Here is a 23,051-nt window from a genome sequence, read left to right on the forward strand (position 1 = left end):
GGATCAGTTCCATACGGAACTGGTCTTTTTTGTATTTTCTTCTAACAGCATCATGATATAAGCTGGGAACTTCTCTTCGGCAATCTCCATGTAGCGTTCAATCATGACGTAATCATCACTAATGTATTGAGACAGCAGCTCGTACCACCATTCAGTTTCGTAGCGGGCAATCATACTGAGGTTATACATTAATAAGTAATGGCTGATGATCTCAGGAATCCCTAAAAATGAATCACGAGTTGACGGAATAAACCATTGATCCATTTCTAAATCATAATGTAGATGAGTAGCGAGCGCTGGATTTTCTTCTAGAGCTACATCAAACGTCAGCTTTTTGGCTTCTCTTTGCTTGAGTTTCCAACTTGTATGGAACTCAAAGTATTCAATAAAGCGTTCAGCAGACATGTTATAAAGCAATGGAATATGATCTTGAATCATCATCCCATTAACCTTTTCCACTTTAACTAATGTCGAGGGCTGCTTTTGAAACTCCAGAATATGACTCATTTCAGGTATCTTTGAAAGGAGATGAATCATCGTAAATCGCTCATCTTCAAGACCATTTAAATGAAATAGATGCTTTAACACATGCATGCATAGTCCATTTCGCTGAATTTTCACTTCATCTTCACTAAAACGGTAGTGCTGCTTCTTTCTCTTTCTCGATGTTACGCCGTGGGCCAAAACAGAGGTTTGAGAAGGATAGTGAGGATCAACTGTCAGTAAACATGCCTTTAGCAACTGAGCCATTCCATAAAACAATAAAATCGGCTTCAGTTCGAGTGGAGCGATAGCTGCCTGTTCATAGAACGTATGGCCATGCTTTAAAAAGTAAATAAACCGTTCACAGTTTTTATAGGCTTGCTGGTTTGCATCTTGAATGCTTCGTTTCTCATATTGTTGATATAGAAACTTTTGGGAAGTTTCGAGTGAGTAAAAACGTTTTAAATCCTTCCATCCTGAACTTTTCATCTTCTTCCTCAACTCTCTTTATATTTTCTAAAAATTGCAACTGTTTGTTGCTTCCTTGACATGCTGTTTCCTAGTTGATAATCTACATATAATATTTTGCCGAAAAGAGGGGGATTTACTAATGTGGGAAAGTAAATTTTCAAAAGAAGGTTTGACGTTTGACGATGTTTTGCTTGTTCCAGCTAAGTCTGAAGTACTTCCGCGTGATGTCGATTTATCAGTTGAGTTAACAAGCACATTAAAACTAAACATTCCAATTATCAGTGCAGGAATGGACACGGTGACGGAATCACAAATGGCGATTGCAATGGCACGTCAAGGTGGTCTTGGTATCATTCATAAGAACATGTCTATTGAGCAACAAGCAGAACAAGTGGATAAAGTAAAACGTTCAGAGCGCGGCGTTATTACAAATCCATTCTTCTTAACACCTGAGCATCAAGTATTTGATGCAGAGCACCTAATGGGTAAATACCGTATTTCAGGTGTACCGATTGTAAATAACGAAGAAGATCAAAAGCTTGTTGGTATTATTACGAACCGTGACCTTCGTTTTATTTCGGATTATTCAATGAAGATTAGCGACGTGATGACAAAAGAGGAACTTGTGACAGCTTCTGTAGGTACGACGTTAGAAGAAGCTGAAAAAATCCTACAGCAATATAAAATTGAAAAATTACCTCTTTTAGATGACGAAGGAACGTTAAAAGGTCTCATCACCATCAAAGATATTGAAAAAGTGATCGAATTCCCTAACTCCTCTAAAGATGCACATGGCCGTTTAATTGTTGGTGCCGCTGTTGGTGTCACTGGCGATACAATGACTCGTGTGAGAAAATTAGTCGAAGCCAATGTGGATGTCGTTGTCATTGATACTGCACATGGTCATTCACAAGGTGTTCTTAACACTGTATCGAAAATCCGTGAAACGTATCCTTCTCTTAATATCATTGCTGGTAATGTTGCAACAGCCGAAGCAACAAAAGCATTGTTTGAAGCAGGAGCAGATATTGTGAAAGTCGGTATCGGACCAGGATCTATTTGTACAACACGTGTTGTTGCAGGTGTTGGTGTACCACAAATCACAGCGATCTATGACTGTGCAACAGAAGCAAGAAAACATGGTAAAGCTATTATTGCAGATGGTGGAATTAAATATTCAGGTGATATTGTAAAAGCTCTAGCATCTGGTGGACATGCTGTTATGCTTGGAAGCCTTCTAGCTGGTACATCTGAAAGCCCAGGAGACACAGAAATTTTCCAAGGTAGACGCTTCAAAGTTTATCGCGGTATGGGGTCAGTCGCTGCAATGGAAAAAGGAAGTAAAGATCGTTACTTCCAAGAAGATAATAAAAAGTTCGTTCCAGAAGGTATTGAAGGCCGTACACCGTACAAAGGACCAGTCGTTGATACAGTGTATCAACTAGTTGGCGGTATCCGTTCTGGTATGGGCTATTGTGGAACTCAGGACTTACGCGCACTTAGAGAAGATGCACAGTTCATTCGCATGACTGGTGCAGGACTTCGTGAGAGTCATCCACATGATGTACAAATTACAAAAGAATCACCAAACTACACAATTTCTTGATAAATTGTGACAATCAAATTACATTTGACAGGGTCTATGACTCTGTCTATTTTTTTTGTCTTTATTGTGATAAAATTTATACTGTTGTGTTGAAATAAGCCCTTGTGGATTAAATATATATGAAATACGTCGAAAAAAGATGAATACGGAGGTATGACGATTGAACAGCAAGATGTTGAAACAGCTTATGGTCTCTATCCTTGCACTGGCATTGATTGTGACAGCATTTACACCAATGTCCAAAGCAAAAGCAGCTGAAGATCCATTCAATGTGAATGCGAAAGCAGCAATCCTAATTGAAGCTTCTACAGGTAAAATTCTTTATAGTAAAAACGCAGAACAAAGACTGCCTATTGCAAGTATGGCAAAGATGATGACAGAGTATCTATTACTAGAGGCGATTGCTGAAGGCAAAGTGAAATGGGATCAAACGTATACGCCAGATGATTATGTATACGAAATTTCTCAGGACCGCAGTTTATCAAACGTTCCTTTGAGAAAAGATGGCTCGTATACAGTGAAAGAACTTTATCAAGCAACGGCTATTTATTCGGCAAATGCAGCAGCGATTGGCTTAGCAGAAGTGATCGCTGGATCAGAATCGAAGTTCGTTGAAAAAATGAACGCAAAAGCGAAAGAACTTGGTTTAACTAACTACAAATTCGTGAATGCAACTGGACTAGAAAATAAAGATTTACATGGCAAACAGCCAAAAGGTACAGGTTCTGATGAAGAAAGTGAAGTATCTGCGAAAGATATGGCATTGCTTGCACAGCATCTCATCAAAGACCATCCAGAAATTCTTGAAACATCAAGTATCGCGAAAACAAAGTTCAGAGAAGGCACAGACGATGAAATGGACATGCCTAACTGGAACTTCATGCTTAAAGGACTTGTGAAGGAATATGAAGGTGTAGACGGTCTGAAAACAGGCTCTACGGATTCAGCTGGTTCTAGCTTCACAGGTACCGCAAAACAAGGTGACATGCGTGTCATCGCTGTGATCTTGAATGCAAAAGGTAATCTTCATACAGCACGTTTCGACGTGGCGAAAAAACTGTTCGACTATGCATTTAAAAACTTCACGATGAAAGAAATGTACAAAAAAGGTCAACAGATCAAAGGACATGAAAACATCGAAGTCGATAAAGGCAAAGACAAAGAAGTACCCGTCGTCACGAAAGAAGCTTTCTCTGTGCCAGTAAAAAATGGCGACGAAAAGAGCTTTAAAGCAAAAGTAAATATCGAGAAAAAGAAACTAGAAGCTCCTATTAAAAAAGGAACGAAGGTTGGCATGCTGACGACTTCTTATTCTGGTGATGAGAAGGACTACGGCTATTTGAATAAAGATCAATCAGGTGTTGAGCTTATAACGAAAACAGGCGATGAAAAAGCCAACTGGTTCATCCTTGCAATGCGTAGTGTAGGTGGATTCTTCGCTGGCATTTGGGGCGGAATTGTTGACACAGTAAAAGGTTGGTTCTAATAAAAAACTGCTCTCTATGCATGAGAGCAGTTTTTTTATCGTTAAAAGAAAAGCGATTGTTTTTGATTTTGAGGAGTGGACAAGGCTTGCTGAAAAATACCACATAACTTTTCCACGCCCTCGGTCAGTGCCTTTTCATTCACATAAGAAAAGCTGAGGCGGATATAGTTTTGCTTCGGCTCTCCAGGATAGCACACAGAGCCAGGCAGAAAGGTAATTTGCTGCTTACGTGCCTCATGCAGCAGTGCACGTGTATCGACCCAGGAAGGAAAGCTAAGCCATAAATTGAGCCCGCCCTGAGGAATTTGCCACGTCACATCTTTTGGTGCATGCTTCGTTAACACATCTATCATTAAATCACGTCTCACCTTCAAGGCGGTTCGCAGCTTTTTTGTATGATCAATCATTTTCTTTGAAGTCAGAAATGGCAGAATGGCTTTTTGTGTGAGAAGAGGGCTGCCTAAATCATTATTGGCCTTTGCAGCTAATAAACGATTAAATATCGAGCCTGAAGCAGTGATAATCCCAATTCTGCATCCTGGAGCAAGTGTTTTACTTAAACCTCGTAAATAAATGACGTGTCCATCATGATCCAGACTTTTAATAGGTGTAGGCGGCTTCTTTTCGAAATATAGCTCACGATAAGGATCATCCTCTACAATGAGACAATCAATACTTTGAGCCAGTAAGAGAAGTTGTTTTCTGCGTTTCATTGACATACTGGCGCCTGTCGGACTGTGAAAAGTAGGAATCGTGTAAATGAGCTTTGGTTTATATTTATCACAAATGCTTTGAAGCTGCTTCATGTTCATTCCTTCATGATCAACAGGGACTGTAATAATTCTTGCCCCTCTACCCATAAAGACATCAATGGCGCCTGGATAGGTTGGTGCTTCCATGACAACTACATCATCAGGACCGATAAACGCACGTGCAACCAAATCAAGCCCTTGCTGAGAACCACTAGTTACAAGGATATTTTCAGGAGTAGAAGGCACACCCAGCTTTTCTAAAAAAGACTGAATGACTTGCCTAAGCTGAAGATCCCCTTGAATTTCCCCATACTTCGACATGATTTGAGGATGTCTGGCTAGTACATGCTGCATTTCTTTTTCTAAATACCGGTTTGGCAAAAGCCCTGGATCAATCATAGAGGAAGAAAGGTTGATCGCTTCTTCGACATAGTGATACTGAGCAAATTGAGACCGTGGTAAATAATCCGGAATGGATAACTGCCAATCAAAAGAGGTAGATGATGGAACCGGAATATCTGACTGCTTTTGCAGCTCATCCACAAACGTCCCTTTACCTTGCACAGTCGTTAAATATCCGTCGTCCTTCAGCCGTGTGTATGCTTTTGCTGCCGTGACAAGACTCACATTCAGCTGCTTTGCTAAATCACGTACAGTTGGCAGCTTATCTCCCTGCTGAAGCAAACCCGATTGGATATGATCAATGATCGAAAAGTAAATCTGATTTGAAAGAGATGTATCAGAATGTCGATGGATATCAATATGCATGAGAAACCTCCATTGAGTGCAAAATTGTTATACATGAATTTCAATTGTTATAGTTGCATTATAGCATGTAAATCACACTTCAAAGAAAAAACGACTTATTTTTAGCCAGAAATCGTTTATATACAAGGGTTTAGGCTTTTTTGTCGGCTGATTGAATTGTTATACTATTCTCTTTATTGTTATACTGTCTCGCTTGTATGATAAAGAGGTAAATCAATCGAATTGACAAATGGGAGGAAACTATTGTGAGCAATAAGGGAACTGAACGAGTGAAACGTGGAATGGCAGAAATGCAAAAGGGTGGCGTCATTATGGATGTCGTCAATGCTGAGCAGGCAAAGATCGCAGAAGAAGCAGGTGCGGTGGCAGTTATGGCACTAGAACGAGTACCAGCTGATATCCGTGCAGCCGGCGGTGTAGCCCGTATGGCAGACCCGAGAATCGTAGAGGAAGTACAAAATGCAGTAACGATTCCAGTCATGGCAAAAGCACGTATCGGCCACATTGTCGAGGCTCGTGTTCTTGAAGCACTTGGTGTTGATTATATCGATGAGAGTGAAGTGCTGACGCCCGCAGATGAGGAATTCCATTTAAATAAAAATGAATACACAGTACCTTTTGTCTGTGGTTGCCGTGACTTAGGTGAAGCAACCCGCCGTATCGCAGAAGGCGCTTCGATGCTTCGTACGAAAGGGGAACCTGGGACAGGCAACATTGTAGAAGCTGTCCGTCATATGAGAAAGGTCAATGCTCAGATTCGTAAAGTAGCAGCAATGAATGAAGATGAACTGATGACAGAAGCCAAGAACCTAGGAGCACCTTATGAATTATTGCTTCAAATCAAAAAAGATGGCAAGCTCCCAGTTGTTAACTTTGCAGCTGGAGGCGTTGCGACACCAGCAGATGCTGCGTTAATGATGCAGCTTGGAGCAGACGGTGTATTTGTTGGATCTGGTATTTTTAAATCAGACAATCCGGCGAAATTTGCAAAAGCGATTGTTGAAGCAACGACTCACTTCACAGATTACCGTCTCATTGCAGAACTTTCAAAAGAGCTTGGAACAGCCATGAAAGGAATTGAAATCTCAAATCTACTGCCAGAAGAGCGTATGCAAGAGCGTGGCTGGTAATTAAGGGAGCGCAAATGAACATGCTAACAATTGGTGTACTAGGGCTTCAAGGAGCCGTGAGAGAGCATATTCAATCGATTGAAGCTTGCGATGCAGAAGGTAAGATCATTAAACGAGCAGAAGAGCTAGCATCCGTTGACGGTCTTATTATCCCTGGTGGAGAAAGCACGACGATGAGGAGACTCATGGATACGTACCAATTCATTGAACCGATTAAAGCGTTCGCTGCAGAAGGGAAACCGATTTTCGGGACATGTGCCGGTTTGATTATGCTCGCAAAACATATTGAAGATCGAGAAGATGCCCATCTTGGATTGTTAAATGTATCTGTTGCACGGAATTCATTTGGCAGACAGGTAGACAGCTTTGAAGCAGATCTAGAAGTAAAAGGGCTGGATGCGCCGTTTACAGGGGTGTTCATCCGTGCGCCTCATATCATCAGCGCAGATGTGAGCGTAGAAATCATGGCTGAATATGATGGCAGGATTGTGATGGCGAAAGAAAACAATATCTTAGGTTGTTCTTTTCATCCAGAGCTGACAGACGATCACCGGTTAACACAGCTGTTTGTGGAAATGGTGAAGTCCTACAAAACGAAGCTCGCTGTATAAAACGGTTGAAAAGAGATAAAACTTATAGTACATTAAAATCACAATCAAAGATCGAAAAAGCGTTGACGGGAAATAGTAAGAAGCCCCTCTTTCTCAGAGAGCCGATGGTTGGTGCGAATCGGTGAAAGATGCAGTCTGAATCCATCCTTGAGCGAAATGCTGAAACACGAGAAGTAAGCATTTACGGTGATACCGTTACAGAGGAAAGAGGAAAGCATACTTCTGCATGTTTTCAATCAGGGTGGCAACGCGAGAGCTCTCGTCCCTTTCATGGGATGAGGGCTCTTTTTATTTTTCGATAAAAAAAGGAGTGTTACACATGCTGGATATTAAACAACTGCGCACGGACTTTGATCAAATCAAAGAAAAATTAGCACACCGAGGCGAAGATTTAGCAGATTTTGATAAGTTTGGTGAGCTAGATCAAAAAAGAAGAGAACTAATCGGGAAAACAGAAGAATTAAAGAGCCGAAGAAATGAAGTATCACAGCAAGTGGCCGTTCTAAAAAGAGAAAAGAAAGACGCCGATCACATTATTCAAGAAATGCGTGAGGTAGGAGATGAGATTAAAAAGCTGGATGATGAGCTAAGAACAGTAGAAGAAAGCTTGCAGCACATCCTCTTCTCTATTCCGAATATCCCTCATGACACTGTACCAGTTGGGGAAACAGAAGATGACAACGTGGAAGTGAGAAAATGGGGCGAACAGCCGGCCTTCTCATTTGAGCCAAAACCACATTGGGATGTAGCGGATGAGCTAAACATTCTTGATTTTGAACGCGCAGGAAAAGTCACAGGAAGCCGATTCGTTTTTTATAAAGGGCTTGGCGCACGCTTAGAGCGCGCACTATATAACTTTATGCTCGATCTACATGTCGATGAGTTTGGTTTTACTGAAGTGCTCCCACCTTACATGGTCAATAGAGCTAGCATGACAGGGACTGGGCAGCTTCCAAAATTCGAAGAGGATGCCTTTAAAATCCGAGAAGAAGATTATTTCCTCATTCCAACAGCTGAAGTACCTATTACTAACATGCACCGTGATGAAATTCTTGAAGGGGAACAGCTGCCAATCAATTATGCAGCATTCAGTGCTTGCTTTAGATCAGAGGCTGGATCTGCCGGAAGAGATACACGCGGACTCATCCGTCAGCACCAATTTAATAAGGTAGAGCTTGTGAAATTTGTTAGACCTGAAGATTCTTATGAAGAATTAGAGAAACTAACAAATCAAGCAGAAAAAGTCCTACAGCTATTAAACCTGCCATACCGTGTCATGAGCATGTGTACGGGAGATTTAGGCTTCACGGCTGCGAAGAAATACGACATCGAAGTATGGATTCCGAGCCAAGATACGTATCGTGAAATTTCTTCTTGCAGTAACTTCGAAGCATTCCAAGCAAGACGCGCAAACATTCGATTCCGTCCAGAGCCTAAAGCGAAGCCAGAGCATGTCCACACGTTAAATGGATCTGGTTTAGCAGTAGGAAGAACCGTGGCGGCCATTTTAGAAAACTATCAACAAGAGGACGGCACAGTAATTATTCCTGAAGTACTGCGTCCTTATATGGGAAATAAAGAAGTGATGAAATAAGATGCCGCTATGGCATCTTATTTCTTTTTACCAAAAGTCCTACAGTTTTCCTAAATTTAGCCGATAAAAAAATAAAAGCTTCTAGGAAAGAAGGAATAACCTTGAATAGGCTTGACTATTATGTTGAAATGGCTCAATTAATTAGAAAAGTTCTAGATGAAAGTATTCTTTTCGGCATCACTGATACAGAGAAGGTGCTTTGTTACTACCCGTCTAACACAATAGATTTTGGCGTGAAAGTTGGGGACCCATTGAACCCAGAAGACCAAAACGTGGCGACGACATTAAGAGGACAAGAATATGACGGTCATTTACCAGAGTCTTTATATGGTTATGAAATTGCTGTAAAAGGTTACCCGATTTTTGATGAAGATAGAAAAGTAATTGGCTCTTTTTTAGTGGCATTTTCACATCATCGTGAAAAGAAATTAAGCGGTTATATGGAGCATATCAATGATGTAGCGAAAGAACTCCAAGGTGGAATCGAGCAAATTGCTGCGCATTCACAAGAGCTGGCTGCCACAAGTTTAGAAATAAGCGAACAGGCAGGAAGAGCGGAAGAGAAATCTGCAAATATTGAAGAAGTCGTCAAAACCATTGGCGGGATCGCTAGACAAACAAACTTGCTAGGTCTAAATGCTGCAATTGAAGCAGCAAGAGCAGGCGAGAATGGAAAAGGGTTTGCTGTCGTAGCTGATGAAGTTCGTAAATTATCAGATGGCTCAAAGGAAGCGGCTGAAACCATTAATACCTTCTTAAAGGAAATCCAAGACAGTATTAGCACTTTGTCTGAAAACATCTCACAAATCAGCAGCTCAACAAATGAACAAGCCAAACAAGTGACAGACTTTACGAAAATTATTGAATCATTAAATGAGTTTAAAGAAGAGATGAATCAGTTTATTGAAGAGATTAGACAGGATACAAAATAGATCAAGAGCAGCCGTTAATGGCTGCTTTTTTATGGGCAGATTCTCATACCAAAACAACTTATTGAAAATTTTTTCGAAAAGATGTTGACTTGAATTAAAATGATATGGTATATTAATTCTTGTCGATACGGAGGAATACCCAAGTCCGGCTGAAGGGATCGGTCTTGAAAACCGACAGGGGTGTCAAAGCCCGCGGGGGTTCGAATCCCTCTTCCTCCGCCATATTGATTTTTTACCTTAGTTGAATTAAAACGCAAGCATAAAAATTGGAATTGTCAAACCGCTGCATTCGCGAAATGCAGCGGTTTTTTTTATTTTGTTTTAGAGCGATTTTTTTGTATAACAGAAGCAATTTCATGAAGAATGGGATCAAGTGAGCTTTCATCATGAAGTAAGTCGTAATCTTCAATGTTAATTTTAATCACTGGGCATAAATCGAATTGTTCGATCCATTCCGTATATCGAGTGTACATTTCTTCCCAATAGGCTCGATCAGTTTGAGTTTCCATCTCTCTGCCGCGTTCTTCAATACGATTCAAAATATGATCTAAATCCCCGTGTAAATAGATGAGTACATCAGGGTGAGGGAAGTAAGGTGTCATCACCATCGCCTCGAATAGACTCGTATACGTTTCATAATCTACTTCAGACATCGTACCTTTGTCCGCATGCATTTTCGCGAAAATGCCTGTGTCCTCATAAATTGAACGATCTTGCACATATCCTCCACCAGATTCAAAAATCCGCTTTTGTTCCTTAAAACGCTCGGCTAGGAAATAGACCTGTAAATGGAAGCTCCATCTTTGGAAATCTGAATAAAAGGGCTCTAAGTATGGGTTGTCATCTACTTTTTCAAGAGAGGTTTGAAAGCCTAGCTTGTCCGCTATCGTTTTAGTCATAGTGGATTTTCCGACACCAACAGTCCCGGCGATTGTGATCAATGCATCCTTTGGTATTTCGATATTGTTCATAGTACTTGCTCCTTTATGTTCTGTACAATTTGCTGGTAATCTTGCTGTGAGGAAACGAAGTCTGTATGATCTCCTTCAATTGTAATGATAGGAAGCCCTGGGTCAGTCTGTTTTAAATGTTCAATGGCCAGCTCATAATCTTCAATGAGTGTTTTTAAATAAGCTGGGTCGATGTCTTCTTCAAAAGAGCGTCCTCTCATCTGTATTCTTTCAAGTAAGGTAGGAAGGCTGGCTTTTATATAGATTATGGCATTTGGTTTAGGCAGATCATCTGTTAGCAGGTGATAGATCTTTCTGTATTTATCCATGTGCTTTTTTGATAATGTTCTTTCTGCAAATATCATATTTTTATAGACATGATAATCAGTGACAATCGGCTGCTGTTGACTCACATAGTTTTCTTCAATAGATTCTAACTGTTTGACCCGATTGCATAAAAAGAACATCTCAAGCTGAAAGCTCCATTGTTCCATATCTTCATAAAATTTATCTAAGAATGGATTTTCTTCTACAATCTCTTTTACTAAAGGAAATTGAAATTCCTTCGCAAGCATTGTAGCCAAAGTTGTTTTTCCGGCTCCAATTGGGCCTTCCACTGCAATAAAAGGGGCAGGATACATAGGCGTTCTCCTCTATCTATAAAGTTGTCAAACCAATGTATATTGTACCATACCCCTTCCGAGAGATAGAGCGAATGGGTTACGATGTCGTTCTTTTTTCAATATTAAATTGATCTGATAATAAGAGCCAATTTTGTGGGAAGGATAGACCTAATTTCCAATAAGCAATTCCGTTCAAGTTTAACTCTTTGATGAGATTGAACTTTGCTTGAATCGATCTAGCGTCTTCGAACCATACCTCATGCTCTTTATTAGTGGCATCTGTGTAACGAAAATAAGGTGCTTGTGCTGTTTCGTCGTATAGAATGGAGGCATTATTCTCTCTGGCAATTGCAATCGCTTGTTGAGGACTGACGGCTTTAGCAATGGGGCCGCCCTGGACGTAAGGAAGCGTCCAATCATAGCCATATAAATTCTGCCCCATAACAATTTTATTGGCCGGCATGACGGTCAGTGCATATTCAATGACTTGGCGGACAGGTCCAATGGGAGAGACAGCTTGTGCAGGGCCGCCGCTGTATCCCCATTCATAGGTCATTAACACAACATGATCGACGATCTTCCCGATGGCTTCATAGTCATGAGCTTCATACCATTTTCCCTTTTGCTGACTGCTTGTTTTAGGGGCAAGTGCAACAGATACTGTCCATCCTTCTTGATGGAAGCGGGTTGTTGCCTCTCTTAAAAATTGAATGTAAGCATCTTTATCAGCGGGACGTAAATATTCAAAATCAAAATGGATTTCTTTTAATTGATACTTTTTAGCAACACGAACGATTTCATTTAAAAATGTGGCTTTGACAGATTGGTTATTCAAAAGAATTCGCCCAAGTTCATCACTGAATTTTTCATTCTCTAGGTTTGTCACTACCATGGATAAAACGGTTCTGCTCTGAGCGGCTATTTGAGGTAGCTGATCTAACGGTGGTTCTTTCAGTGTTCCGTCTCTTTGCGCTTGGAAACTAAAGGCGCCTAAATGGGTTAAATATGGAGAGGCCTCTCTAGCTGCTTGTTTTAAGTTTTCACTGACTTGATTTCCCCTTGGTTCAATGTAAGCATTCGAATTAATGTTCCTTTTCGGTCTTTGAGGAATATAGAGCAAGAAGCGAATAGGTAGTATCGCTTCAGGCCGAATTCTATTCACACGTGCCAACTCCTCCACTGAAATTCGAAATCGTCTTCCAATTTGATAAAGTGTGTCATTTTGTTTGACCTCATAAAATTGTCCTCTAATTGGAATGACAATTGTTTGTCCAATGACGAGTTGATTTGGTGTTTCAATATCGTTGGTACGGATGATTTCATTGACTGTTGTTTTAAAGCGCATGGCAATTTCGTTTAAAGTATCTCCTCTTTTGACAACATAAATTTGAATAGTCAACGCCCCCTTTGTTATTGCTAACAATTTATGAGGGTTATGGATAAATCATGTTTGATTTTCATTCGTGATCTCTTTAGCAGTGGTGATTTTTGCTAGTAGAACGTTCTCCATCATCGTTAAAGCATATTCGTTATCTCTGTCGTCATTTGATGCGATACAATCTTTAGGTACAATTAAGTTGTATTCTCGCATGTATGCGTCATTTGCAGTGAACAGAACGCAAATGTTTCCTGCAATTCCAGTCAAAATGATGTCTTGTACACCTAATTCATTTAAGAGTGTTTCTAGTGCAGTTCCGTAGAAGGCCGAATGCTTCGGTTTAATTAAGAAGTAATCATCTTTAGATGGTGCCATTTTCTCTAAAATAGGGGCGCTTCTTTCGTTTTTGCATGTTTCCATCACAGCTTGAATATCAGCCTTCCAGAGACCATAGTGGTCATTGATATAGATGATCGGCCAATTTTCCTTGAAAGCATGATCTTTAAGAGCTAAAATCTTATTGGTCATTTGCTCTGTTTTATTAGCGAGCACATGTCCCATTTCAAAATCAAAATTATTAATCATGTCGATAATAAGCAGTGCCTTTTGATGCTTTGACAAAGTAAGACCCCCTTTAAAAGATTGTGCTAATATGTTAACCTCAATATCCTTTTAAAAAACATGAAAAGAGAGCCGTGCTATGACGAGAGATGAACAGTTTATGCAAGAAGCTATTTCTGAAGCCTTAAAAGCAGAACAAATAGGAGAAGTACCAATCGGTGCCATCATCGTTGTTGATGACCAAATTGTGAGCCGCGCTCATAATTTAAGGGAAACAGAGCAGCGTTCAATTGCACATGCAGAATTACTTGCTATTGATGAAGCGTGTAAAACGACTGGAAGCTGGCGTTTAGAAGATGCTGTACTTTATGTGACGCTTGAACCGTGTCCTATGTGTGCGGGAGCGATTGTCCTTTCTAGAGTGAAAAAGGTCGTTTTCGGTGCATACGATCCAAAAGGTGGATGTGCAGGTACTTTAATGAATTTACTGGATGATGAACGGTTCAATCATCAGTCTGAAGTCATTGGTGGTGTACTTGAAAATGAGTGCGGTGAGCTGTTAAGTCAGTTCTTCCGAAATCTCCGTCAGCGAAAGAAACAAGCCAAAAGTAAATGAATGGATGTCGTTTGCAATTTCAGCTATAAGAAGGTATACTTATGTCTGCGTCACTAACAATTTAATATTCATTTTGCCGTGCTAAGCGGGGAGGTAGCGGTGCCCTGTACTCGCAATCCGCTCTAGCGAGGCCGAATCCCTTCTCAAGGTTCGTTTACTTCAAGGTCTGCCTTAAATAAGTGGTGTTGACGTCTGGGTCCTGCGCAATGGGAATTCATGAACCATGTCAGGTCCGGAAGGAAGCAGCATTAAGTGAAACCTCTCATGTGCCGCAGGGTTGCCTGGGCCGAGCTAACTGTTTAAGTAACGCTTGGGGTAGCGAATCGACAGAAGGTGCACGGTAAATCAATATTAAATGTAACTCATCTAGTTAATCTAGGTGAGTTTTTTGTTGCTGTTTAAAGAATAGCTCAGCTGCTTTGTTTATACAAATAGGCAAAAAACCTTTTTAGAGTCTTTTTGTTTTTTCATTAATCACAATAGGAACAAAAGTTCTCCATGGTGTTGCAAAACAATTCGAAAATCTAGAAAACACGTTTTTAATTCATAGAAAGTAGAAAATCTATAGTTGAAATCATCATTTTCGCTTATTAGAAAATAAAGGTGTGCTTTTGAATTGATCGGTGCATCATGTATAATGAAAATGATGATAAATGGAGGAGGGCGTATTTGTGAGTTATCAAGCTTTATATCGAGTGTTCAGACCTCAAGTTTTTGAGGATGTTGTTGGACAAGAACACATCACAAAAACGTTGCAAAATGCCCTTTTGCAGAAGAAGTTTTCTCATGCTTACTTATTTTCAGGTCCTAGAGGAACAGGTAAAACAAGTGCTGCCAAAATCTTTGCGAAGGCAGTGAACTGTGAAAAGTCACCTGTGAGTGAACCTTGTAATGAATGTGATGCCTGTAAAGGGATTACAAACGGCTCGATTTCAGACGTGATTGAAATAGATGCTGCCTCAAACAACGGGGTAGATGAAATCCGTGATATACGTGATAAAGTGAAATTTGCTCCTTCGGCGGTTACATATAAGGTTTATATTATAGATGAAGTACATATGCTCTCTATCGGGGCATTTAATGCCCTCCTTAAAACGTTAGAGGAGCCGCCTGCTCATTGTATCTTTATTTTGGCTACCACAGAGCCTCATAAGATTCCTCTTACCATCATATCCCGTTGTCAGAGATTTGATTTTAAACGAATCACGACAAAAGATATTGTTGGAAGAATGAAGAAAATTGTAGATGCAGAAAGCCTAAATGTACAAGAGGGCTCGCTCGAGATTATCGCTAGTGCAGCAGATGGCGGTATGCGTGATGCACTAAGCCTCTTAGATCAAGCGATCTCATTTAGTGGTGAGCAGCTGACAATTGATGATGCGCTGCTCATTACAGGAGCTGTTTCTCAGCATTTCATTAGTCAGCTAGCCGAAGCAATTTTTGATCAAAATATTGCTGTAGCGTTAGATACCTTAAATGAATTACTTCAGCAGGGAAAAGATGCTGCTAAATTAATAGAGGACATGATCTTTTACTTTAGAGATATGCTGCTTTATAAAACGGCACCAGATCTGGAGGGGGTCCTTGAAAAGGTAAAGGTCGATGAAAATTTCGTGACGCTTTCGGATCGTGTGACACCTCAATTTCTATATGAAACAATTGAAGTGCTGAATAAAAGCCACCAAGAAATGAAATGGACGAATCATCCAAGGATTTTCTTTGAGGTAGCTGTTGTCAAGCTATGTCAATCAACGGCTGGAATAACACAAGCTCATGCTAACGCTGATTTAACGGCGCTAACGGATAAAATAGACAGGTTGGAACAGGAGCTATCGAGGATAAGAGCTGAGGGTGTGCCAATGTCTCATTCTCATCATCCTCAAGAAAAAAAGGAAACACCCCGACCACAAACGAGTAACAAAAATGGATACCGTGCACCTGTCGGCCGAATTCACGAGATTCTAAAAGAAGCAAAACGTCCAGAGCTAGAAAAAATTAAAGGTAAATGGGGAGAACTCCTTGCCCACTTGAAACAGCAGAATAAGGTGTCTCATGCTGCGCTATTAACGGATAGTGAACCAGTTGCTGCTGCTTCTCATGCCTTTGTTTTAAAATTCAAGTTTGAAATACACTGTAAAATGGTTGCCGAAGATAAAAGCGGTGTTCGAACCAACCTTGAGCAGCTATTAGAGTCTATGTTAGGAAAAAGAGTGGAATTAGTTGGCGTTCCTGACGCTCAATGGGGTAAAATAAGAGAAGAATTTTTAAGAGATCATCAGCCGGATGAACAGGCAGATGGTCAGGGGACTTCTGCTGAAGAGGATCCATTGATTGCAGAAGCAAAGAAGTTAGTAGGAAACGATTTAATTGAAATTAAAGATTAATAAAAATGAAAGAGAGTGGTGTTCATATGCGCGGTGGAATGGGAAATATGCAAAAAATGATGAAACAAATGCAAAAAATGCAAAAGGATATGGCTAAGGCTCAAGAAGAGCTTGCAGAAAAAGTCCTTGAAGGTACAGCTGGTGGCGGTATGGTCACTGTAAAAGTAAATGGACAAAAAGAAGTTGTTGATGTAGCAATTAATGAAGAAGTTGTTGATCCAGAAGATATCGATATGCTTCAAGATCTTGTACTTGCAGCAACAAACGACGCATTGAAAAAAGTCGATGAGTTAACGAATGAAACAATGGGTCAATTCACAAAAGGAATGAACATGCCAGGTTTATTCTAGGAGGAATAACTGAAGATGCAATATCCTGAACCAATATCAAAGCTGATTGACAGCTTTATGAAATTGCCAGGAATCGGACCGAAAACTGCGGTTCGTCTGGCTTTTTTTGTTCTTAGTATGCAGGAAGATGTCGTACTAGATTTCGCGAAGGCGCTTGTTAATGCAAAGCGTAATTTAACTTATTGTTCGGTATGCGGCCATATCACAGACCAAGATCCTTGCTATATTTGTGAAGATACAAGAAGAGATCAATCTGTTATCTGTGTAGTGCAAGACCCAAAAGATGTGATCGCAATGGAAAAGATGAAAGAATACAACGGCTTATACCATGTGCTTCATGGTGCCATTTCACCGATGGATGGAATTGGCCCAGAGGATATTAAAATTCCTGACCTGTTAAAAAGATTGCAAGACGATCAAGTGACAGAGGTGATCCTTGCAACCAATCCAAACATTGAAGGAGAGGCTACAGCCATGTATATCTCTAGACTGTTGAAACCATCAGGAATTAAACTCTCTCGCATTGCTCACGGACTTCCAGTAGGTGGAGACTTAGAGTATGCGGATGAAGTCACACTGTCTAAAGCTCTAGAAGGCAGACGTGAGATGTAGGAAGGAGAAGTACGGTACATGGGTTTTCTTCGCAGAAAATCAATTCGAAAAGAATTCGATGAGAAATTAATTCAACAGCTTTTTAAGCAAAAGGAAGAATGGAACAGACAAAAAAAGCTTGTCGCAAATAGCGTTGAGCCTTCACCGGACATTCTATTCGAATTAAAGCTTGCTCAAGCGAAGTACTTTTTCTATCTAAGAGAAGCGAAAAAGAGGAATTTACGTTTAAACAACTGGAGATAGCAGGTCTATTTTACATAGTCCTCTCATATGCTTGTACTATTCATATGAAGAGGAGATGAGAGGATTATGGAACCTGTTATTGTGATCGGGTCAATTTTGCTAGCTGTACTATTGTTGTTTATGTCAGGTGTTCAAGCGAACCCCTTCAAATGGTTAGGGCTGATCGGAGTAAAGTTTGTGGCAGGCGCTCTTTTTTTATTTTGCCTCAATCTATTTGGAGAGAGTCTAGGATTACATGTCTCTATTAACCCTGTAACGAGTGGAATTAGTGGTTTATTGGGCATCCCAGGCGTAGCAGCTTTAGTCGTAATTGAAAAGTTTATTATTTAATGAGAAATATTGTTGACTTTGATCCTGTATGGTGGTAAATTAATATACGTCGCTGATGACGAAGAAACGAAAAAACATTATAACAAAAAAGTTGTTGACATTAACAATTTAAATGTGGTAAGATGTTCTAGTCGCTTCTGAAGCGGTAAACAAGTTCTTTGAAAACTAAACAAGACAAAACGTACCTGTTAATTCGAGTTTTTATAAAAAAATCCTATGAAACATCATAGGTAGTCAGTCAAACTGGCGAAAAACAAAACTTCGGTTTTGTACTTTTTCGGAGAGTTTGATCCTGGCTCAGGACGAACGCTGGCGGCGTGCCTAATACATGCAAGTCGAGCGGACAGAAGGGAGCTTGCTCCCGGATGTTAGCGGCGGACGGGTGAGTAACACGTGGGTAACCTGCCTGTAAGACTGGGATAACTCCGGGAAACCGGAGCTAATACCGGATAGTTCCTTGAACCGCATGGTTCAAGGATGAAAGACGGTTTCGGCTGTCACTTACAGATGGACCCGCGGCGCATTAGCTAGTTGGTGGGGTAATGGCTCACCAAGGCGACGATGCGTAGCCGACCTGAGAGGGTGATCGGCCACACTGGGACTGAGACACGGCCCAGACTCCTACGGGAGGCAGCAGTAGGGAATCTTCCGCAATGGACGAAAGTCTGACGGAGCAACGCCGCGTGAGTGATGAAGGTTTTCGGATCGTAAAGCTCTGTTGTTAGGGAAGAACAAGTGCGAGAGTAACTGCTCGCACCTTGACGGTACCTAACCAGAAAGCCACGGCTAACTACGTGCCAGCAGCCGCGGTAATACGTAGGTGGCAAGCGTTGTCCGGAATTATTGGGCGTAAAGGGCTCGCAGGCGGTTTCTTAAGTCTGATGTGAAAGCCCCCGGCTCAACCGGGGAGGGTCATTGGAAACTGGGAAACTTGAGTGCAGAAGAGGAGAGTGGAATTCCACGTGTAGCGGTGAAATGCGTAGAGATGTGGAGGAACACCAGTGGCGAAGGCGACTCTCTGGTCTGTAACTGACGCTGAGGAGCGAAAGCGTGGGGAGCGAACAGGATTAGATACCCTGGTAGTCCACGCCGTAAACGATGAGTGCTAAGTGTTAGGGGGTTTCCGCCCCTTAGTGCTGCAGCTAACGCATTAAGCACTCCGCCTGGGGAGTACGGTCGCAAGACTGAAACTCAAAGGAATTGACGGGGGCCCGCACAAGCGGTGGAGCATGTGGTTTAATTCGAAGCAACGCGAAGAACCTTACCAGGTCTTGACATCCTCTGACAACCCTAGAGATAGGGCTTTCCCTTCGGGGACAGAGTGACAGGTGGTGCATGGTTGTCGTCAGCTCGTGTCGTGAGATGTTGGGTTAAGTCCCGCAACGAGCGCAACCCTTGATCTTAGTTGCCAGCATTTAGTTGGGCACTCTAAGGTGACTGCCGGTGACAAACCGGAGGAAGGTGGGGATGACGTCAAATCATCATGCCCCTTATGACCTGGGCTACACACGTGCTACAATGGACAGAACAAAGGGCTGCGAGACCGCAAGGTTTAGCCAATCCCATAAATCTGTTCTCAGTTCGGATCGCAGTCTGCAACTCGACTGCGTGAAGCTGGAATCGCTAGTAATCGCGGATCAGCATGCCGCGGTGAATACGTTCCCGGGCCTTGTACACACCGCCCGTCACACCACGAGAGTTTGCAACACCCGAAGTCGGTGAGGTAACCTTTATGGAGCCAGCCGCCGAAGGTGGGGCAGATGATTGGGGTGAAGTCGTAACAAGGTAGCCGTATCGGAAGGTGCGGCTGGATCACCTCCTTTCTAAGGATATATGGAGCAGTGTGCGTTTTCGTCTTGTTTAGTTTTGAAGGAACTTGCAAAAGATCCTACAATATCATATCTTCGATATGAAAGATGGGCCTGTAGCTCAGCTGGTTAGAGCGCACGCCTGATAAGCGTGAGGTCGGTGGTTCGAGTCCACTCAGGCCCACCATCTTCTATTAAATCGGGGCCTTAGCTCAGCTGGGAGAGCGCCTGCCTTGCACGCAGGAGGTCAGCGGTTCGATCCCGCTAGGCTCCACCAACGTGTTCTTTGAAAACTAGATAACAATAAGTAATACATTCACATTGAATGCAATGCAAAGTTCATCACACATAGTGATTCTTTCTAAAGTAAGAAATGGTTAAGTTAGAAAGGGCGCACGGTGGATGCCTTGGCACTAGGAGCCGATGAAGGACGGGACGAACACCGATATGCTTCGGGGAGCTGTAAGCAAGCTTTGATCCGGAGATTTCCGAATGGGGAAACCCACTGCTCGTAATGGAGTAGTATCCATACTTGAATACATAGAGTATGAGAAGGCATACCCGGGGAACTGAAACATCTAAGTACCCGGAGGAAGAGAAAGCAAATGCGATTCCCTGAGTAGCGGCGAGCGAAACGGGAACAGCCCAAACCAAGAGGCTTGCCTCTTGGGGTTGTAGGACACTCTATACGGAGTTACAAAGGAACGATATAAGCGAAGAGGTCTGGAAAGGCCCGCCAAAGAAGGTAACAGCCCTGTAACTGAAATGTTGTTCTCTCCAGAGTGGATCCTGAGTACGGCGGAACACGTGAAATTCCGTCGGAATCCGGGAGGACCATCTCCCAAGGCTAAATACTCCCTAGTGACCGATAGTGAACCAGTACCGTGAGGGAAAGGTGAAAAGCACCCCGGAAGGGGAGTGAAATAGATCCTGAAACCGTGTGCCTACAAGTAGTCAGAGCCCGTTAATGGGTGATGGCGTGCCTTTTGTAGAATGAACCGGCGAGTTACGATCCCGTGCAAGGTTAAGCAGAAGATGCGGAGCCGCAGCGAAAGCGAGTCTGAATAGGGCGCATGAGTACGTGGTCGTAGACCCGAAACCAGGTGATCTACCCATGTCCAGGGTGAAGTTCAGGTAACACTGAATGGAGGCCCGAACCCACGCACGTTGAAAAGTGCGGGGATGAGGTGTGGGTAGGGGTGAAATGCCAATCGAACCTGGAGATAGCTGGTTCTCTCCGAAATAGCTTTAGGGCTAGCCTCAAGGTAAGAGTCTCGGAGGTAGAGCACTGATTGGACTAGGGGCCCCTACCGGGTTACCGAATTCAGTCAAACTCCGAATGCCGATGACTTATCCTTGGGAGTCAGACTGCGAGTGATAAGATCCGTAGTCGAAAGGGAAACAGCCCAGACCGCCAGCTAAGGTCCCAAAGTATACGTTAAGTGGAAAAGGATGTGGAGTTGCTTAGACAACCAGGATGTTGGCTTAGAAGCAGCCACCATTTAAAGAGTGCGTAATAGCTCACTGGTCGAGTGACTCTGCGCCGAAAATGTACCGGGGCTAAACGTATCACCGAAGCTGCGGACTGTTCTTACGAACAGTGGTAGGAGAGCGTTCTAAGTGCTGTGAAGTCAGACCGGAAGGACTGGTGGAGCGCTTAGAAGTGAGAATGCCGGTATGAGTAGCGAAAGACGGGTGAGAATCCCGTCCACCGAATGCCTAAGGTTTCCTGAGGAAGGCTCGTCCGCTCAGGGTTAGTCGGGACCTAAGCCGAGGCCGAAAGGCGTAGGCGATGGACAACAGGTTGATATTCCTGTACCACCTCCTCACCATTTGAGCAATGGGGGGACGCAGGAGGATAGGGTAAGCGCGGTATTGGATATCCGCGTCCAAGCAGTTAGGCTGGGAAATAGGCAAATCCGTTTCCCGTAAAGGCTGAGCTGTGATGGCGAGCGAAATTTAGTAGCGAAGTTCCTGATTCCACACTGCCAAGAAAAGCCTCTAGCGAGGTGAGAGGTGCCCGTACCGCAAACCGACACAGGTAGGCGAGGAGAGAATCCTAAGGTGATCGAGAGAACTCTCGTTAAGGAACTCGGCAAAATGACCCCGTAACTTCGGGAGAAGGGGTGCTTCTTAGGGTGTTAAAGCCCCGAGAAGCCGCAGTGAATAGGCCCAGGCGACTGTTTAGCAAAAACACAGGTCTCTGCGAAGCCGTAAGGCGAAGTATAGGGGCTGACGCCTGCCCGGTGCTGGAAGGTTAAGAGGAGCGCTTAGCGTAAGCGAAGGTGCGAATTGAAGCCCCAGTAAACGGCGGCCGTAACTATAACGGTCCTAAGGTAGCGAAATTCCTTGTCGGGTAAGTTCCGACCCGCACGAAAGGCGCAACGATCTGGGCACTGTCTCAACGAGAGACTCGGTGAAATTATAGTACCTGTGAAGATGCAGGTTACCCGCGACAGGACGGAAAGACCCCGTGGAGCTTTACTGCAGCCTGATATTGAATGTTGGTACAGCTTGTACAGGATAGGTAGGAGCCTTGGAAACCGGAGCGCTAGCTTCGGTGGAGGCATCGGTGGGATACTACCCTGGCTGTATTGACCTTCTAACCCGCTGCCCTTATCGGGCAGGGAGACAGTGTCAGGTGGGCAGTTTGACTGGGGCGGTCGCCTCCTAAAATGTAACGGAGGCGCCCAAAGGTTCCCTCAGAATGGTTGGAAATCATTCGCAGAGTGTAAAGGCACAAGGGAGCTTGACTGCGAGACCTACAAGTCGAGCAGGGACGAAAGTCGGGCTTAGTGATCCGGTGGTTCCGCATGGAAGGGCCATCGCTCAACGGATAAAAGCTACCCCGGGGATAACAGGCTTATCTCCCCCAAGAGTCCACATCGACGGGGAGGTTTGGCACCTCGATGTCGGCTCATCGCATCCTGGGGCTGTAGTCGGTCCCAAGGGTTGGGCTGTTCGCCCATTAAAGCGGTACGCGAGCTGGGTTCAGAACGTCGTGAGACAGTTCGGTCCCTATCCGTCGCGGGCGCAGGAAATTTGAGAGGAGCTGTCCTTAGTACGAGAGGACCGGGATGGACGCACCGCTGGTGTACCAGTTGTTCTGCCAAGGGCATCGCTGGGTAGCTATGTGCGGACGGGATAAGTGCTGAAAGCATCTAAGCATGAAGCCCCCCTCAAGATGAGATTTCCCATTCCGCAAGGAAGTAAGATCCCTGAAAGATGATCAGGTTGATAGGTCTGAGGTGGAAGCGTGGTGACACGTGGAGCTGACAGATACTAATAGATCGAGGACTTAACCTATATTCTAATGTGAAGCTTGAACATTGTTATCTAGTTTTGAGAGAACATTCTCTCCAT

Annotated in this window: 17 protein-coding genes, 3 tRNA genes, 2 rRNA genes, 1 other RNA gene, 1 pseudogene and 1 other annotated feature; of the genes and pseudogenes, 18 read left to right on the forward strand and 6 right to left on the reverse strand. The window is 43.0% G+C overall.

Annotated elements, in window-relative coordinates:
- Nucleotides 1–3: 3 nt before the first annotated feature.
- Nucleotides 4–972: a YaaC family protein gene (locus MKZ03_RS00065; protein WP_060595635.1), complete on the reverse strand. Its 969-nt coding sequence runs from the start codon at nt 970–972 to the stop codon at nt 4–6.
- A gap of 121 nt (nt 973–1,093) precedes the next feature.
- Here MKZ03_RS00065 and guaB point away from each other — a divergent pair, with 121 nt between their 5' ends.
- Both guaB and MKZ03_RS00075 read left to right on the forward strand, forming a co-directional pair.
- On the forward strand, nt 1,094–2,560 hold the full coding sequence (guaB, locus tag MKZ03_RS00070) for an IMP dehydrogenase (RefSeq protein ID WP_066031457.1): 1,467 nt from the start codon (nt 1,094–1,096) through the stop codon (nt 2,558–2,560).
- A 160-nt stretch (nt 2,561–2,720) separates the two neighbouring features.
- Complete coding sequence (locus MKZ03_RS00075; RefSeq protein WP_106031971.1) at nt 2,721–4,046, forward strand: D-alanyl-D-alanine carboxypeptidase family protein; 1,326 nt, start codon at nt 2,721–2,723, stop codon at nt 4,044–4,046.
- A gap of 41 nt (nt 4,047–4,087) precedes the next feature.
- Here MKZ03_RS00075 and pdxR read toward each other — a convergent pair whose 3' ends face one another.
- A complete protein-coding gene (gene pdxR, locus MKZ03_RS00080) occupies nt 4,088–5,566 on the reverse strand; it encodes a MocR-like pyridoxine biosynthesis transcription factor PdxR (RefSeq protein ID WP_307500638.1) in 1,479 nt (492 codons plus the stop codon).
- 245 nt (nt 5,567–5,811) lie between these two features.
- On the opposite strand from pdxR, the gene pdxS reads away from it, so the two are divergent.
- The 5 genes and pseudogenes from pdxS to MKZ03_RS00105 all read left to right on the forward strand — a co-directional run bounded on the left by pdxS (nt 5,812) and on the right by MKZ03_RS00105 (nt 10,055).
- The gene (gene pdxS, locus MKZ03_RS00085) at nt 5,812–6,696 is read left to right on the forward strand and encodes a pyridoxal 5'-phosphate synthase lyase subunit PdxS (RefSeq protein ID WP_341030630.1); all 885 of its coding nucleotides are present in this window, start codon (nt 5,812–5,814) and stop codon (nt 6,694–6,696) included.
- Nucleotides 6,697–6,716: 20 nt separating this feature from the next.
- The gene (gene pdxT / locus MKZ03_RS00090; RefSeq protein ID WP_034666104.1) at nt 6,717–7,307 is read left to right on the forward strand and encodes a pyridoxal 5'-phosphate synthase glutaminase subunit PdxT; all 591 of its coding nucleotides are present in this window, start codon (nt 6,717–6,719) and stop codon (nt 7,305–7,307) included.
- 53 nt (nt 7,308–7,360) lie between these two features.
- Nucleotides 7,361–7,577, forward strand: a binding site (T-box leader).
- Between the two features lie 49 nt (nt 7,578–7,626).
- Complete coding sequence (gene serS, locus MKZ03_RS00095; RefSeq protein ID WP_060595637.1) at nt 7,627–8,901, forward strand: serine--tRNA ligase; 1,275 nt, start codon at nt 7,627–7,629, stop codon at nt 8,899–8,901.
- A 599-nt stretch (nt 8,902–9,500) separates the two neighbouring features.
- Nucleotides 9,501–9,833: pseudogene (locus MKZ03_RS18940) on the forward strand (methyl-accepting chemotaxis protein); the annotation flags it as partial.
- Nucleotides 9,834–9,962: 129 nt separating this feature from the next.
- Nucleotides 9,963–10,055 (forward strand) — tRNA-Ser (locus MKZ03_RS00105).
- 89 nt (nt 10,056–10,144) lie between these two features.
- On the opposite strand, the gene MKZ03_RS00110 is transcribed toward MKZ03_RS00105, so the two are convergent.
- The 4 genes from MKZ03_RS00110 to MKZ03_RS00125 all read right to left on the reverse strand — a co-directional run bounded on the left by MKZ03_RS00110 (nt 10,145) and on the right by MKZ03_RS00125 (nt 13,405).
- Entirely contained in the window at nt 10,145–10,804 is a 660-nt protein-coding gene (locus MKZ03_RS00110; RefSeq protein ID WP_341030631.1) for a deoxynucleoside kinase, read from the reverse strand.
- Nucleotides 10,801–11,424, reverse strand: coding sequence for a deoxynucleoside kinase (locus MKZ03_RS00115; protein WP_034666096.1), 624 nt, complete (start codon nt 11,422–11,424; stop codon nt 10,801–10,803). Before MKZ03_RS00115 ends, MKZ03_RS00110 begins: the two co-directional genes overlap by 4 nt.
- 79 nt (nt 11,425–11,503) lie before the next feature.
- The gene (locus MKZ03_RS00120; protein ID WP_445662031.1) at nt 11,504–12,751 is read right to left on the reverse strand and encodes a glycosyl hydrolase family 18 protein; all 1,248 of its coding nucleotides are present in this window, start codon (nt 12,749–12,751) and stop codon (nt 11,504–11,506) included.
- Between the two features lie 99 nt (nt 12,752–12,850).
- Complete coding sequence (locus tag MKZ03_RS00125; protein WP_106043953.1) at nt 12,851–13,405, reverse strand: isochorismatase family cysteine hydrolase; 555 nt, start codon at nt 13,403–13,405, stop codon at nt 12,851–12,853.
- A 79-nt stretch (nt 13,406–13,484) separates the two neighbouring features.
- Between MKZ03_RS00125 and tadA the strand changes: the two genes are divergently transcribed.
- The 11 genes from tadA (at nt 13,485) to MKZ03_RS00180 (ending at nt 22,994) form a co-directional block, all read left to right on the forward strand.
- Nucleotides 13,485–13,961, forward strand: coding sequence for a tRNA adenosine(34) deaminase TadA (tadA, locus tag MKZ03_RS00130; RefSeq protein ID WP_003218102.1), 477 nt, complete (start codon nt 13,485–13,487; stop codon nt 13,959–13,961).
- Nucleotides 13,962–14,037: 76 nt separating this feature from the next.
- Nucleotides 14,038–14,302: signal recognition particle sRNA large type (gene ffs, locus MKZ03_RS00135), an RNA gene on the forward strand.
- A 330-nt stretch (nt 14,303–14,632) separates the two neighbouring features.
- Entirely contained in the window at nt 14,633–16,345 is a 1,713-nt protein-coding gene (gene dnaX / locus MKZ03_RS00140) for a DNA polymerase III subunit gamma/tau (protein WP_334750989.1), read from the forward strand.
- A gap of 26 nt (nt 16,346–16,371) precedes the next feature.
- On the forward strand, nt 16,372–16,695 hold the full coding sequence (locus MKZ03_RS00145; RefSeq protein WP_008342011.1) for a YbaB/EbfC family nucleoid-associated protein: 324 nt from the start codon (nt 16,372–16,374) through the stop codon (nt 16,693–16,695).
- Between the two features lie 15 nt (nt 16,696–16,710).
- Nucleotides 16,711–17,307 carry a recombination protein RecR gene (gene recR / locus MKZ03_RS00150; protein WP_003218094.1) on the forward strand — a complete coding sequence of 199 codons (597 nt, stop codon included), beginning with the start codon at nt 16,711–16,713 and terminating at the stop codon, nt 17,305–17,307.
- Nucleotides 17,308–17,325: 18 nt separating this feature from the next.
- Nucleotides 17,326–17,550, forward strand: a complete 225-nt coding sequence (locus MKZ03_RS00155; protein ID WP_003218088.1) for a YaaL family protein — start codon at nt 17,326–17,328, stop codon at nt 17,548–17,550.
- A gap of 66 nt (nt 17,551–17,616) precedes the next feature.
- Nucleotides 17,617–17,880 carry a pro-sigmaK processing inhibitor BofA family protein gene (locus MKZ03_RS00160; RefSeq protein ID WP_008342006.1) on the forward strand — a complete coding sequence of 88 codons (264 nt, stop codon included), beginning with the start codon at nt 17,617–17,619 and terminating at the stop codon, nt 17,878–17,880.
- A gap of 274 nt (nt 17,881–18,154) precedes the next feature.
- A 16S ribosomal RNA gene (locus MKZ03_RS00165) occupies nt 18,155–19,703 on the forward strand.
- Nucleotides 19,704–19,798: 95 nt separating this feature from the next.
- Nucleotides 19,799–19,875, forward strand: a tRNA-Ile gene (locus tag MKZ03_RS00170).
- Nucleotides 19,876–19,889: 14 nt separating this feature from the next.
- A tRNA-Ala gene (locus MKZ03_RS00175) sits at nt 19,890–19,965 on the forward strand.
- A gap of 98 nt (nt 19,966–20,063) precedes the next feature.
- Nucleotides 20,064–22,994, forward strand: a 23S ribosomal RNA gene (locus tag MKZ03_RS00180).
- The 16S and 23S rRNA genes sit together here with 2 tRNA genes alongside, the layout of an rRNA operon.
- The last annotated feature ends 57 nt before the right edge of the window (nt 22,995–23,051 follow it).

It is taken from the genome of Bacillus sp. FSL R5-0431, assembly GCF_038002985.1.
Classification (GTDB): Bacteria; Bacillota; Bacilli; order Bacillales; family Bacillaceae; genus Bacillus.

Coding starts and splice junctions, on each gene's coding strand:
- MKZ03_RS00115 (WP_034666096.1), bottom strand. CDS start 11,424: ATGTATCCTGCCCCTTTTATTGCAGTGGAAGGCCCAATTGGAGCCGGA.
- recR (WP_003218094.1), top strand. CDS start 16,711: ATGCAATATCCTGAACCAATATCAAAGCTGATTGACAGCTTTATGAAA.
- MKZ03_RS00160 (WP_008342006.1), top strand. CDS start 17,617: ATGGAACCTGTTATTGTGATCGGGTCAATTTTGCTAGCTGTACTATTG.
- pdxR (WP_307500638.1), bottom strand. CDS start 5,566: ATGCATATTGATATCCATCGACATTCTGATACATCTCTTTCAAATCAG.
- MKZ03_RS00110 (WP_341030631.1), bottom strand. CDS start 10,804: ATGAACAATATCGAAATACCAAAGGATGCATTGATCACAATCGCCGGG.
- serS (WP_060595637.1), top strand. CDS start 7,627: ATGCTGGATATTAAACAACTGCGCACGGACTTTGATCAAATCAAAGAA.
- guaB (WP_066031457.1), top strand. CDS start 1,094: ATGTGGGAAAGTAAATTTTCAAAAGAAGGTTTGACGTTTGACGATGTT.
- MKZ03_RS00120 (WP_445662031.1), bottom strand. CDS start 12,751: ATGCGCTTTAAAACAACAGTCAATGAAATCATCCGTACCAACGATATT.
- MKZ03_RS00065 (WP_060595635.1), bottom strand. CDS start 972: ATGAAAAGTTCAGGATGGAAGGATTTAAAACGTTTTTACTCACTCGAA.
- tadA (WP_003218102.1), top strand. CDS start 13,485: ATGACGAGAGATGAACAGTTTATGCAAGAAGCTATTTCTGAAGCCTTA.
- MKZ03_RS00145 (WP_008342011.1), top strand. CDS start 16,372: ATGCGCGGTGGAATGGGAAATATGCAAAAAATGATGAAACAAATGCAA.
- MKZ03_RS00155 (WP_003218088.1), top strand. CDS start 17,326: ATGGGTTTTCTTCGCAGAAAATCAATTCGAAAAGAATTCGATGAGAAA.
- pdxT (WP_034666104.1), top strand. CDS start 6,717: ATGCTAACAATTGGTGTACTAGGGCTTCAAGGAGCCGTGAGAGAGCAT.